This is a genomic window from Rhodosalinus sp. (genome assembly GCF_041685465.1).
GTDB lineage: Bacteria > Pseudomonadota > Alphaproteobacteria > Rhodobacterales > Rhodobacteraceae > Rhodosalinus.
In genome coordinates this window covers 1-13,047 of sequence record NZ_JAWLFS010000065.1, presented here as the reverse complement: position 1 = coordinate 13,047, position 13,047 = coordinate 1, and the positions used below count along the sequence as shown (strand labels likewise).

13 protein-coding genes are annotated in these 13,047 nt (G+C 70.8%); 9 read left to right on the top strand and 4 right to left on the bottom strand.

Going from position 1 to position 13,047, the window contains the following annotated elements; genetic code table 11:
- The 3 genes from hemW to rph all read right to left on the bottom strand — a co-directional run.
- On the bottom strand, window positions 1-1,118 hold a 1,118-nt coding region (gene hemW / locus ACESL7_RS06300; RefSeq protein WP_372892467.1), incomplete at its 3' end, for a radical SAM family heme chaperone HemW.
- A 19-nt stretch (window positions 1,119-1,137) separates the two neighbouring features.
- Window positions 1,138-1,749, bottom strand: a complete 612-nt coding sequence (gene rdgB, locus ACESL7_RS06295) for an RdgB/HAM1 family non-canonical purine NTP pyrophosphatase (protein ID WP_372892466.1) — start codon at window positions 1,747-1,749, stop codon at window positions 1,138-1,140.
- On the bottom strand, window positions 1,746-2,459 hold the full coding sequence (gene rph / locus ACESL7_RS06290; protein WP_372892465.1) for a ribonuclease PH: 714 nt from the start codon (window positions 2,457-2,459) through the stop codon (window positions 1,746-1,748). Before rph ends, rdgB begins: the two co-directional genes overlap by 4 nt.
- Before the next feature lie 116 nt (window positions 2,460-2,575).
- Between rph and hrcA the strand changes: the two genes are divergently transcribed.
- Together hrcA and ACESL7_RS06280 are read left to right on the top strand one after the other, a co-directional pair.
- A complete protein-coding gene (hrcA, locus tag ACESL7_RS06285; RefSeq protein WP_372892464.1) occupies window positions 2,576-3,640 on the top strand; it encodes a heat-inducible transcriptional repressor HrcA in 1,065 nt (354 codons plus the stop codon).
- A 9-nt stretch (window positions 3,641-3,649) separates the two neighbouring features.
- The gene (locus ACESL7_RS06280) at window positions 3,650-4,249 is read left to right on the top strand and encodes a nucleotide exchange factor GrpE (RefSeq protein WP_372892463.1); all 600 of its coding nucleotides are present in this window, start codon (window positions 3,650-3,652) and stop codon (window positions 4,247-4,249) included.
- A 6-nt stretch (window positions 4,250-4,255) separates the two neighbouring features.
- On the opposite strand, the gene ACESL7_RS06275 is transcribed toward ACESL7_RS06280, so the two are convergent.
- The gene (locus ACESL7_RS06275; RefSeq protein ID WP_372892462.1) at window positions 4,256-4,693 is read right to left on the bottom strand and encodes an NUDIX domain-containing protein; all 438 of its coding nucleotides are present in this window, start codon (window positions 4,691-4,693) and stop codon (window positions 4,256-4,258) included.
- An 80-nt stretch (window positions 4,694-4,773) separates the two neighbouring features.
- Between ACESL7_RS06275 and hslO the strand changes: the two genes are divergently transcribed.
- The 7 genes from hslO to ACESL7_RS06240 form a co-directional block, all read left to right on the top strand.
- Window positions 4,774-5,769, top strand: coding sequence for an Hsp33 family molecular chaperone HslO (gene hslO, locus ACESL7_RS06270; protein WP_372892461.1), 996 nt, complete (start codon window positions 4,774-4,776; stop codon window positions 5,767-5,769).
- A complete protein-coding gene (locus ACESL7_RS06265) occupies window positions 5,753-6,358 on the top strand; it encodes an NUDIX hydrolase (protein WP_372892460.1) in 606 nt (201 codons plus the stop codon). The genes hslO and ACESL7_RS06265 overlap by 17 nt, the downstream gene beginning before the upstream one ends.
- Entirely contained in the window at window positions 6,355-7,524 is a 1,170-nt protein-coding gene (locus tag ACESL7_RS06260; RefSeq protein WP_372892459.1) for a CCA tRNA nucleotidyltransferase, read from the top strand. The genes ACESL7_RS06265 and ACESL7_RS06260 overlap by 4 nt, the downstream gene beginning before the upstream one ends.
- Before the next feature lie 92 nt (window positions 7,525-7,616).
- Window positions 7,617-9,455 (top strand): ABC transporter ATP-binding protein, encoded by a 1,839-nt coding sequence (locus ACESL7_RS06255; RefSeq protein ID WP_372892458.1) that lies wholly within the window; start codon window positions 7,617-7,619, stop codon window positions 9,453-9,455.
- Complete coding sequence (locus ACESL7_RS06250; RefSeq protein WP_372892457.1) at window positions 9,452-11,293, top strand: ABC transporter ATP-binding protein; 1,842 nt, start codon at window positions 9,452-9,454, stop codon at window positions 11,291-11,293. The genes ACESL7_RS06255 and ACESL7_RS06250 overlap by 4 nt, the downstream gene beginning before the upstream one ends.
- 33 nt (window positions 11,294-11,326) lie before the next feature.
- Window positions 11,327-12,565, top strand: coding sequence for a class I SAM-dependent RNA methyltransferase (locus ACESL7_RS06245; protein WP_372892456.1), 1,239 nt, complete (start codon window positions 11,327-11,329; stop codon window positions 12,563-12,565).
- A gap of 3 nt (window positions 12,566-12,568) precedes the next feature.
- The coding region (locus ACESL7_RS06240; protein ID WP_372892455.1) for an ion transporter at window positions 12,569-13,047 on the top strand (479 nt) is incomplete at its 3' end.

Genomic DNA, 13,047 nt, shown 5'->3' with positions numbered 1-13,047 from the left:
AGCATCCGTCCCTGCGGCGTTGCGTGAAGGCGGCCGTGTTTCACGTGAAGCAATCCGGCCTCCTTGAGGGCCGCGATCTCCTGCGGATCGAGTGGTTTGCCGGCAAGCCGCGCGTGACGCGCCAGATCTATGCCCTCGACGACGCGCAGACCCATCATAAGGTGTTCGCCCGCCTGATCGGCGGGCGCGATCGGCGTAACGCGCTCGGGGGTTTCGCCGGAGTCGATCGCGGTGAGCCAGCGACCCGGATCAGCCGTTGCTTCCGTGGCGACGCGGCGGGCGCCCACTGTCAACCGCCCATGCGCGCCCGGACCGATGCCCGCGTAGTCACCGTATCGCCAGTAGACGAGGTTGTGCCGGCTCTCCGCGCCCGGCCGCGCGTGGTTCGACACTTCGTAAGCCGCTAGTCCGGCACCCTCGCACATCTCCTGCGTCGCCTCGTACATGTCGGCGGAGAGATCTTCCTCCGGCAGTCCCGCGAGTCTTCCGGCGGCGAACCGGTCGCCGAAGGCGGTGCCGGGCTCGATGGTCAGCTGGTAGAGCGACAGGTGATCGACGGCCATCGCCAGCGCTTCTTCAAGCTCCCTGCGCCAGTCTGCGAGCGTCTGGAACTGCCGGGCATAGATCAGGTCGAAACTCACCCGGTCGAAGTGCGCGCGCGCGATATCGTAGGCCTGTCGCGCCTCGGCGACGCTGTGCAGGCGCCCGAGGCGGGCAAGATCCCGATCGTTCAGCGCCTGCACGCCAAGGGAGACACGATTGACGCCCGCGGCAGCGTAGCCCCGGAAGCGACCGGCCTCCACGGAGGAGGGGTTCGCTTCCAGCGTCACCTCGAGATCGTTGGCGAGGCGCCATGTCGCACGGACGCGGTCGAGGATCGCGGCGACGAGTTCCGGGTCCATCAGGCTCGGCGTGCCGCCGCCAAGAAAGACGGAATTCAGCACGCGGTCGCCGGTCACCCGGCCGAGGCGGTCGATCTCGGCGAGATAGGCGGCACGCCAGCGCGCCTGGTCGATGTGGCGGGAGACGTGGCTGTTGAAGTCGCAGTAGGGGCACTTCGCCGCGCAGAACGGCCAGTGCAGGTAGAGCCCGAAGCCGCCCGCGCGCCAATCCTCCAACGGAGGCCCGGCAGCGGCCTCAGTCAAGGCAGCGGCGCACCAGATCCGCGAAGGCGCGGGCGCGGTGGCTGATGCGGTTCTTGTCCCAGCGATCCATCTCTCCGAAGGTAATCTCGTGGCCCTCGGGTTGAAAGATGGGGTCGTAGCCGTGCCCCTGATCGCCCCGCATGGGCCAGACGATGCGCCCCGGCACGCGGCCCTCGAACACCTCGTCGTGCCCGTCGGGCCAGGCGATGACGAGCGTGCAGCAGAAGGTGGCGCGCCGTGGCTCGGGGGCGTCCTTCGCCTCAAGTTCCTTCCACGCGCGGGTCATCGCCATGACGAAGTCACGGCCCTGCGGCGTCTCGGCCCAGTCCGCGGTGTGCACGCCCGGTGCGCCGCCGAGCGCCTCGATCGCGATACCGCTGTCGTCGGCGAGCGCGGGAAGGCCCGTGGCGTGTGCCGCCGCATGGGCCTTGATCCGGGCGTTGCCGACGAAGGTTTCCTCGGTCTCCTCCGGCTCGGGCAGGTCGAGGTCGCCCGCGCCCACCGGCTCGATGCCGTGGGGGCCGAGGAGCGCCCCGATCTCCTCGAGCTTGCCGCGGTTGTGCGTGGCCACGACGAGCCGGCCGGGGGAGAGTCTGCGCGTCATGCCGCCGCTGCGCGCTGCGCCTGCGCGAGGTCGGCAACGCCGGCGGCGGCGAGGTCCAGAAGGCGCGTCATCTGATCGCGGGAAAAGGTCTGACCCTCGGCGGACATCTGCACCTCGATCAGGCGTCCGTCGCCGGTCATCACGAAGTTGCCGTCGACGCCGGCCTCGCTGTCCTCGGGGTAGTCCAGATCGACGACCGGCTGCCCGGCGTAGATGCCGCAGGAGACCGCCGCCACCGGCTCGCCCAGCGGATCGGAGGTCAGGTCGCCCGCCTTCAGGAGCCGGTTCACCGCGAGGCGCAGCGCGACCCAGCCACCGGTGATCGCCGCGCAGCGCGTCCCGCCATCGGCCTGAATCACGTCGCAGTCCACGGTGATCTGGCGCTCGCCCAGCGCCTGACGATCGACGCCCGCGCGCAGGGAACGACCGATAAGCCGTTGAATTTCCACGGTTCTGCCGCCCTGCTTGCCGGCGCTCGCCTCACGGCGCATGCGCGTCGTGGTGGCCCGCGGAAGCATGCCGTATTCGGCTGTCACCCACCCCTGGCCGCCGCCCTTGAGGAAGGGCGGCACGCGCTCCTCGATGCTTGCCGTGCAGAGGACGTGGGTGTCGCCCACGCGGATCATGCACGCACCTTCGGCGTGTTTCGTGATGCCCGTCTCGATTGAAACGGGCCGCATTTCGCTTAAGTCTCGTCCTGAGGGGCGCATTGCCTATCCCTTGTCGCCGGTCGCCCTCCGATAGCGGCGTGCGCGGCGGCAGCGCAACCCCGATTGATTTTTCCTCCGCGCCCCTCTTTGATGTCGTGCCGGGCAGGGCATGCGAAATGACCGAGACACCGAACACACTCGAAGAACTCAATGACCGATCGCGCGAGGTCTTCCGCCGCGTGGTCGAGGGGTATCTGCAAAGCGGCGAGCCGGTCGGCTCGCGTACCCTCACGCGAACGATGAGCGAAAAGGTCAGCGCCGCCACCGTGCGCAACGTGATGCAGGACCTCGAATACCTCGGGTTGCTCGACAGTCCGCACATCAGCGCCGGCCGCATCCCGACGCAGCTCGGACTGCGGATGTTCGTGGACGGGTTCCTCGAGCTCGGGGACCTCTCGGAAAACGACAAGGAGCAGCTCGACTCGACCCTCGGCGGCAACACCTCGGACGTGTCCTCGCTGCTGGACCGGGTGGGGGCCGCGCTCTCGGGCGTGACGCAGGGGGCGAGCCTCGTTCTCGCGCCGAAGCACGAGGCACCGATCAAGCATATCGAGTTCGTCGGCCTCGGCCCCGACCGGGCGCTCGTGGTCCTCGTCTTCGCGGACGGGCACGTCGAGAACCGCGTTTTCTCGCCGCCACCGGGGCAGACGCCGTCGTCGATGCGCGAGGCGGCCAATTTCCTCAACGCGATCCTCGAGGGCCGCACGCTCAGCGAATTGCGCCACGAGCTCGGCACCGAGATCTCCCAGCGCCGCCAGGAGATCGACCAGATCGCCCGGCAGCTCGTGCAGAGCGGGCTCGCCGTCTGGAGCGAGGACGGCGAAAGCGATGCGCGCCTGATCGTGCGCGGCCGGGCCAACCTGCTCGGCGAGGAGGCCGACGAGACCGATCTGGACCGCATCCGCGTCCTCTTCGACGATCTGGAGCGCAAGCGCGACATCGCCGAGTTCCTCGAGCTTACCGATCAGGGCGAGGGGGTCCGCATCTTCATCGGCTCGGAGAACAAACTTTTTTCGTTGTCGGGTTCCTCTCTGGTCGTCTCCCCATATATGAACGCGGACCGGAAGATCGTCGGCGCCGTGGGCGTCATCGGGCCGACGCGTCTCAATTACGGCCGTATCGTGCCGATTGTGGACTACACGGCGCAACTGGTCGGACGGCTTCTGTCCGACCGGAGCTAGAGGTGAGAGATGGGTGATCCGAAGCGAGACGGGGACGAGTTCCTCGACGACATCGAAGCGCTCGAGGCCGAGGCCGAGGCGGCCGAAGCGGAGGAGGATTCCGGCGGCGCCGGCCGGGCCGCCCCCGGCGAGTCGCAGGAGTCCGAGCTCGACGCGCTGCGCGCCGAGCGTGACGACCTGAAGGACCGGTTCATGCGCGCGCTCGCGGATGCGGAAAACGCCCGCAAGCGCGCCGACAAGGACCGGCGCGAAGCCGAACGCTACGGGGTCACGCGCCTCGCCCGCGATCTGCTGCCGGTCTACGACAACCTGCAGCGCGCCATCGCCGCCTCCCGCGAAGAGGGTGAAACCGCCTCCGAGGCGCTGATGGAAGGTGTGGAGCTGACGCTGAAGGAGCTTCTCAACGTCTTCCACCGCCACAGCATCGAGGCGGTCTCGCCGCAGGTGGGCGACACCTTCGATCCCAACCTGCACGAGGCCATGTTCGAGGCGCCGGTGCCGAACACCACGGCCGGCGAGATCATCCAGGTGTCGCAGGACGGTTTCCTGCTGCACGACCGGCTGCTGCGGCCGGCGCAGGTGGGTGTGTCCTCCAACTCCGGCAGCTGAACCGTCTCAGCCGAGGTGGCGGGCCGCCACGGCGCGGTCGCCCGCGTTGGCGAGCGCGCCGGCCACCCGCGCCTCGTGCAGCCAGACCGCGGTGTGCCCCGCTTCGGACGGAGGCCCGAGCGGCTGGATCGGGCGCGCGACGTAGATCGTGCAGATCTTCTCGGCGTGGATGCCGTATTCGGGCATCCAGGTGAAGCGGCGGAAGGTGCCCAGCCGGCGCGGCGCCGCGATGGTCCAGCCGGTCTCCTCCCGCACCTCGCGGAAGAGCGCGGCAAGCGGCGGCTCGCCGGGGTCGATGCCCCCGCCGGGCAGCTGGATCTCCGGCCACGGCTCGGCCTGATGGGTCAGCAGCACGCGGCCCCCGCGCGGCAGGATCGCGTAGACGCCCGGGCGCGCCACATACCGGCGCCCGGGCTCGGGTGGCGCGTCGTAACGGGGGATCATCGCGGCGCGTCTCCTTGGGCTCGGCGCTTGTGGCGCCTATATGGGCGCGGTATGCCAATCCCCGACCGTCGAGGAAACCCATGACCTTAGGCACCAAGATCGCCTGGGACGACACGGTGTTGCCGTTCCAGCTCGACAAATCCGACACGCGCGGGCGCATCGCGCGGCTCGACGGGGTGCTGGACGGCGTGCTCCGTCAGCATGACTATCCCCCGCAGGTCGAGGCGCTGGTCGCGGAGATGGCGCTCCTGACGGCGCTCATCGGGCAGTCGATCAAGCTGCGCTGGAAGCTGTCGCTTCAGGTGCAGACCGACGGGCCGGTCCGGATGATCGCCACGGATTTCTACGGCCCCTCCGAGGAGGGACAGGCGGCGTGGATTCGCGCCTACGCGAGCTTCGATCGCGAGCGGCTGACCGACGCGGCGCCCTTCGAACAACTGGGGCACGGGTATTTCGGCGTGCTGATCGACCAGGGACAGGGCATGGCGCCCTATCAGGGCCTCACGCCGTTGAACGGCGGGTCGCTTCGTGCGTCGGCCGAGACCTATTTCGCGCAGTCCGAGCAGCTGCCGACCCGCTTCGCGCTGAGCTTCGGCCGCGCGCAGGCGCCGGGCGAGACCGGGCACTGGCGCGCGGGCGGCATCATGCTGCAGCACCTGCCGAAGGCCGCCCCGGACATGAGCGGCGGCGGCTCGGGTGCGGACGGGCTGCTGGAAGCCGAGGACGTGGTGCCGGGCGAGGAGCGCGAGGACTGGAACCGCGTTAACTTTCTTCTCGACACGGTCGAGGATACCGAACTGATCGGGCCGGGCCTGCCGCTCACCGATCTGCTGGTGCGCCTCTTCCACGAGGAGACGCCGCGCGTCTTCGAGACGCAGCCGGTGCGCTTCGGCTGCACCTGCTCCGAGGACCGGGTGCGGCGCGCGCTCTCGATCTACTCGGCGAAGGACATCGCCACGATGACCACCGACGAGGGCACCGTCACCGCCGACTGCCAGTTCTGCGGGGCGCATTACGTGCTCGATCCCGCGACGCTGGGGGCTGACGCGGAGGAGGGCGATGGCCCCGGTGACTGACCCCTGGGCCGCGCTGGAGGCGGCCATGGCGCGGCCCGCCGCGCCGTCGTCAGACCACGACCTTTCGTCCGAGACGCCGCCCGCGCGCCCGGGTCGCCTGCGTCCCGCCGGCGTGCTCGTGGCGCTGGAGGAGGGGCCGGGGGGCCCGCGGCTCTACCTGACGAAACGCTCGCCGGCGCTGAAGCATCATCCGGGGCAGATCGCCTTTCCCGGCGGCAAGCAGGACGCGGGCGACGCCGATCCGACCGCCGCCGCCCTGCGCGAGGCGGAGGAAGAGATCGGCCTCGCGCGGGACCGGGTCGCCCTCCTCGGCACGCTGCCCGCGCATGAGACGGTCACCGGCTTTGCCGTGACGCCGGTGCTCGCGCGGGTGACGGCGCCTTTCGATCCGGTGCCGGAGCCGGGGGAGGTGGCGGAGGTTTTCGCCGTTCCCTTCGCCCATGTCGCCGACCCGGCGAACTATTCGGTGCAGGCGCGACGCTGGCGCGGGCGGATGCGGCATTACTACACGGTGCCCTGGGGCCCCTATTATATCTGGGGCGCGACGGCATGTATCCTGCACGGTCTGGCGGATCGGATCGGCCGATGAAGGTGCGGGGTGACTGGATCGAGGACCCGGCGACGCAGGCGGTCTGCGCCGCGCTGACGGTGGCAGGGCATCGCGCGCTTTTCGTCGGCGGCTGCGTGCGCAACGCGCTCCTCGGCGCGCCGGTCAGCGACATCGACATCGCCACCGAAGCGCGGCCGGAGCGGGTGCTGGAGCTCGCCGATGCGGCGGGGCTCAAGGCGGTGGCGACGGGCATGGCGCATGGCACCGTCACGGTGGTCGCGGGGGGTGCCCCGCACGAGATCACGACCTTCCGCCGCGACGTCGAGACCTTCGGGCGCCACGCCGTCGTCGCCTATTCCGACGACATCCGCGAGGACGCGGCGCGGCGGGATTTCACCATGAACGCGCTCTACGCGCTGCCCGACGGCACCGTCGTGGACCCGCTCGGCGTCGGGCTCACCGATCTGGAGGCGCGGCACGTCCGCTTCGTCGGCGACGCCGAGACGCGCATCCGGGAGGACTACCTCCGCATCCTGCGCTTCTTCCGCTTCACGGCCTGGTATGGCGACCCGGAGGCGGGCTTCGACCCGACGGCGCTGTCCGCCGTCGCCGGGAGCGTCGAGGGCCTCGCCGAGCTGTCCGCCGAGCGGGTGGGCGCCGAGATCAAGAAGCTTCTCGCCGCGCCGGACCCGGCGCCCGCGGTGGCCGTGATGGAGCGGACGGGCGCGCTGTCGCAGGTGCTGCCGGGGGCGACCGCGCGGCTCCTCGGCCCGCTGGTGCACCTGGAGGGGCTGACCGGAACGCCGCCCGATGCGATCCGCCGCCTCGCCGCGCTGGGCGCGGGGGAGGGCGAGGCGCGCACCCTGCGTCTGTCGAAGCGCGAGACGCGGCGGCTCGCCTTGCTCGCGGAGCTTCAGGGCGCAGCGGCGGGACCGGGGGAACTCGGTTATCGCCATGGCGCCGAGGCGGCGCGGGATGCGCTTCTGCTGCAGGGCGCCCTGGCGGGCAGGCCCCCCGAGGACGCCGCGCTCGCCGCGGCGGAGGAGGGGGCGCGGCAACGCTTCCCGGTCACGGCGCGCGATCTGATGCCGGCCTATCAGGGGGCCACGCTCGGCGCGAAGCTCTCCGAACTGGAACGCCGCTGGATCGAGTCGGGCTTCCGCCTGTCGAAAGAGGCACTCCTCGCGGGCGCTCATCGCCCCTGACGGGCCTCTTCGCGCCGAGGGCCGCAACACTGGCCATTCCCTCGCGCGTCGCCGAGACTACAGTCCGCGCCGTGCAAAGGAGTGCGCCCCCCGTGTTCCGTTACTTCGAGAGCCTCGTCGATCCCTACTGCGCCTACACGCCCGACGACCGGCCGCCGCAGACGCTTTTCGCCTTCCTTCGGGATTACGCGCAGCCCTTCAAACCGGTGTTCGCGGCGGCGGCGGTGCTCGCGATCGCGGTGGCGGCGATCGAGGTCGGGCTGATCTGGGCCATGGGCTGGGTCGTGGACATCCTCGGCGGCGATCCGGCGCAGGTCTGGGCCGATCACGGCTGGCAGCTCGTAGCCCTCGCCCTGTTCATCCTCGTCCTGCGGCCGGCGATCCAGGCGCTCGACGTGCTGATCCTGAACAACGCGATCATGCCGAATTTCGGCACGCTCATCCGCTGGCGCGCGCATGCGCAGGTGATGCGCCAGTCGGTCGGCTGGTTCGAGAACGATTTCGCCGGCCGCATCGCCAACCGGATCATGCAGACGCCGCCCGCCGCGGGCGAGGCGGTGTTTCAGGTCTTCGACGCGATCACCTTCGCGCTTGCCTATCTCGTGGGCGCGGCGCTCCTGCTCGGCGGCGCCGACCCGCGGCTGATGCTGCCGCTGATCCTGTGGTTCGCGCTCTACGCGGCGCTCATGGTCTGGACGGTGCGCCGCGTCGGCCCGGCGAGCAAGGCGGCCGCGGATGCGCGCAGCCAGGTGACGGGGCGCGTGGTGGACAGCTACACCAACATCCATTCGGTCAAGATGTTCGCCCACCATGACCGCGAGCTCGACTACGCGCAGGAAGCGATCGAGCGGGCGCGGCGCACCTTCGCGGCCGAGATGCGGCTTTACACCATCATGGACATCGCCCTGGTCGTTCTGAACGGGCTCCTGATCGTGGGGGTCGTCGGCTGGGCGATCTGGCTCTGGACGGCGGGCACGGCGAGCGTGGGGGCCGTCGCCGCTGCGACGGCGCTGACGCTCCGGCTGAACGCGATGACCGGATGGATCATGTGGGCGCTGACCACGTTCTTCCGTCAACTCGGGGTCGTGGCCGAAGGGATGGAGACCATCGCGCAGCCCATCACGCTTACCGATGCACCGGACGCGCGTCCGCTCGCCCTCGGCGACGGGACGATCCGCATCGAGGGGCTGACGCACCACTACGGGCGCGGGCATGGCGGGCTTCAGGGCGTCGACCTGACCATCCGCCCGGGCGAGAAGGTGGGCCTGATCGGCCGCTCGGGCGGCGGCAAGTCGACCCTCGTCAAGCTGCTCCTGCGCTTCTACGACATCGAGGGCGGGCGCATCACGATCGGCGGGCAGGACATCAGCCGCGTCACGCAGGAAAGCCTGCGGCGCCAGATCGGCATGGTGCAGCAGGACAGCGCGCTCCTGCACCGCTCGGTGCGCGAGAACATCCTCTATGGCCGTCCGGAGGCGACGGAGGCGGAGATGATCGTCGCGGCCCAACGGGCCGAGGCGCATGACTTCATCCTCGATCTGGAGGATTCCGAGGGCCGGCGCGGCTACGACGCGCGGGTGGGCGAGCGCGGCGTGAAGCTGTCCGGCGGGCAGCGTCAGCGCATCGCTCTCGCCCGCGTGATCCTGAAGGATGCGCCGATCCTGATCCTCGACGAGGCGACGAGTGCCCTCGATTCGGAGGTGGAGGCGGCGATCCAGTCGACGCTCTACGGCATGATGGAGGGCAAGACGGTGATCGCCATCGCGCATCGCCTGTCCACGATCGCGCATCTCGACCGCATCCTCGTCATGGATCAGGGCCGCATCGTGGAGGACGGGCCGCACGACGTGCTTCTGGCGCAGGGCGGGCTATATGCCGGCTTCTGGGAGCGGCAATCCGGCGGCTTCCTGAACCCGGAGGCCGCGGAATGAGACGAAGCCTCGGCCTGATGCTCGACCCCTTCCGCGCGGCCGACGGGCCGCCGCCGCGCACGCTCGCCCGGTTCTTCGGCTGGTGCCTGTCGGGCGCCTGGCCGGCCTTGGCGCTCGCCGCGGTCCTCTCGGCGCTCGCCGGCGGGATGGAGGCCGGGACGGCCTGGGTCCTGGGCCGCGTGATCGACACGGCGCAGGCGGAGGGGCGCGAGGGGCTCTTCGAGGCCGGGAATCTTGCGCTGCTGATCGGTGCGGTCGTCTTCTTCGTGGTGGCGCGGCCCCTTCTTTCCGGGCTGTCGGCGGCCGCGAACGCGATGATCGTTCAGCCCAACGTGATGCCGCTGGTGCTCTCGCGGCTGCATCGCTGGGGGCTGGGGCAGGCGGTCACCTTCTTCGACAACGATTTCGCCGGGCGCATCGCGCAGAAGCAGATGCAGACTGCGCGCGCGGTCACGGACGTCTCGGCCGAAGTCATCAATGTCGTCGCCTTCGCGCTCGCCTCGCTCGCCGGGGCGGTGATCCTGCTCGGCTCCATCGACCTCTGGAATGCCGCGATCTTCGCGCTCTGGCTGGTGGGGTATTTCGCGCTGATCCGCTTCTTCCTGCCTCGGGTGCGGGTCCGCTCGGGCGCGCGGGCGGCGGCGCGGGCGAACGTGAGCGGACAGGTGGTGGACACCATCACCAACATCAAGACGGTCAAGCTCTTCGCCCACGACGATCACGAGGATCGCGCGGCGCTCGACGCGATGCAGACCTACCGCGATCGCGCGCTGCACTTCGGCGTGCTCTCGGCGTGGTTCCGCCTTGCGCTGATGACCGTCGCGGGGCTGCTGCCGGTGCTCATGGTGGGCGCGACGCTGGTGTTCTGGCAGGCGGGGACCGCGACGGCGGGCGACATCGCCGCGGCGGGCGCGATCTCGATCCGGATCGCGCAGATGACCGGCTGGGTCAGCTTCACGCTGATGGCGATCTACTCCAACGTGGGCGAGGTCGAGGACGGGATGAAGACCCTCACCCCCCGCGAGCGGCTGGAGGATGCACCGGACGCCGCGCCGCTCGAAGTCACGGAGGGCCGCATCACCTTCGAGGAGGTGAATTTCGCCTACGGTCGCGAGGTGGGCGGCGTCGCCGACATCTCGCTCGAGGTCGGACCGGGCGAGAAGCTGGGCGTCGTGGGGGCCTCGGGCGCTGGGAAATCGACGCTCGTGGCGATCCTGCTGCGGCTCTACGCGCCCGAGCAGGGGCGCATCCTGATCGACGGGCAGGACCTCGCGCAGGTGACGCAGGAGAGCCTGCGGCGCCAGATCGGGATGGTCACGCAGGAAACCGCGATGTTCAACCGCACCGCGCGGGAGAACATCCTCTACGGCCGGCCCGACGCCACCGAGGAGGAGATGATCGCCGCCGCGAAGAAGGCCGAGGCGCACGGTTTCATCATGGAGATGGAGGACCACCGCGGGAACCGCGGCTACGATGCCTATCTCGGCGAGCGGGGCGTGAAGCTGTCGGGCGGGCAGCGCCAGCGCATCGCGCTGGCCCGCGCGATCCTGAAGGACGCGCCGATCCTCGTGCTGGACGAGGCCACCAGCGCCCTCGATTCGGAGGTCGAGGCCTCGATCCAGACCGCGCTCGAGCGGGTGATGGAGGGCAAGACGGTGCTCGCCATCGCGCACCGGCTCTCGACGCTCAGTGAAATGGACCGGATCGTGGTGCTCGACGACGGCCGCATCGTGGAGCAGGGCACGCATGACGACCTTCTGGCGCGCGGCGGGCTTTATGCCCGCTACTGGGAGCGGCAGTCGGGCGGTTTCATCTCCACGCGCGAGGCGGCGGAGTAGCGCCGCGGGCCGTGCCGCGCTATCCGGGGTGCCATGCGAGAGGTGCGGATAGAGCGGCTGGGCCATCTGGGCGACGGGTTCGGCGAGGGGATGATCGCGCCGGGCGCGCTGCCCGGCGAACTGGTCGCGGGCGAAGAGCGCGACGGGCGGCTGGAAGGCCTGCGCGTGCTGGAGCCCGCGGCGGAGCGCGTGACACCGCCCTGTCCCCATTTCCGTCGCTGCGGCGGCTGCGCGGTGCAGCATCTGCGGGACGATGCGGTGGCGGAGTGGAAGGCGGGGATCGTGCGGCAGGCGCTTGCGGGGCAGGGGCTGGATGCGCGGATCGCGAGCGTCGAGACCTCGCCGCCCCGCTCCCGGCGGCGCGCCGTGCTCGCGGCGCGGCGCACGAAGAAGGGCGCGCTCGCCGGGTTTCACGCGCGCGCCTCGGCCGAGATCGTGGCGGTGCCGGAGTGCCGGGTTCTGCATCCCGACCTGATCGGTGCGCTGCCGGTGGCGGAGGCGCTGGCCGAGGCGGGCGGCTCGCGCAAGGGCGAACTGGACGTCGCCGCGACGCGGACGGAGGCAGGGCTCGACGTCGCCGTGACCGGGGGCAAGCTGCTCGACCGGGCGCTGCGCACCCGGCTCGCGGAGATCGCGGGGGGCGCCGACCTCGCCCGGTTGACCTGGGACGGGGAGCCGGTCGCCATGGCCCGGCCGCCGCTTCTGCATTTCGGGCGCGCGGCGGTGGTGCCGCCGCCCGGCGCGTTTCTTCAGGCGACGGCCGAGGGCGAGGCGGCGCTCGTCGCGCGCGTGCGCGCGATCCTCGCCGGCGCCGGGCGGATCGTGGACCTTTTCGCGGGCTGCGGCACCTTCGCCCTGCCGCTGGCCGAGGCGGCCGAGGTGCACGCGGTGGAGGGCGCGCCGGCGATGACCGCCGCGCTCGACGCGGGCTGGCGGCAGGCCGAGGGCCTGAAACAGGTGACGACCGAGGCGCGCGACCTCTTCCGCCGTCCGCTGGAGGGCGAGGAGCTCTCCCGCTACGATGCCGCGGTGATCGACCCGCCCCGGCAGGGCGCGGCGGCGCAGATCGCGCGGCTCGCCGCCGCGGGCGTGCCGCGGATCGCGCATGTCTCCTGCAACCCGGCCACCTTCGCGCGGGACGCGGCGACGTTGATTGCTGCGGGTTACCGCATGGGGCCGGTGACGGTGGTGGACCAGTTCCGGTGGTCGCCGCACGTCGAGCTTGTGGCGGGCTTCGGGCTGGCCCATATGCCGGGCGGCGAGAGGGAGTAGGCGATGGCGTTCCGCGAGCGACTGGGGGACTGGCTGGCGCGGCCGTGGGTCACGAACGCGATCATGGGCGTGATCGGGGTGAACGCCGTGGTCCTCGGGCTCGAGACCTCGGACGAGGCGATGGCGGCGGCGGGCCCCGCGCTGATCGCGATCGACCGGCTCTGCCTCGCCATCTTCACCGTCGAGATCGCGCTGAAGCTCGTCGCCCACGGCGGGCGGTTCTTCCGCAGCGGCTGGAACGTCTTCGACTTCGTGATCGTCGGCATCGCGCTGGTGCCGGCGAGCGAGGGGCTCTCGGTGCTGCGCGCGCTGCGCATCCTGCGGGTCCTGCGCGTGATCTCCGTCGCGCCGCGCCTGCGCCGCGTGGTCGAGGGCTTCGTGCGCGCGATCCCGGGGATGGGGAGCGTCTTTCTGCTGATGACGCTGGTGTTCTACATCGGCGCGGTGATGGCCACGAAGCTCTTCGGCGATGCCTTCCCGCA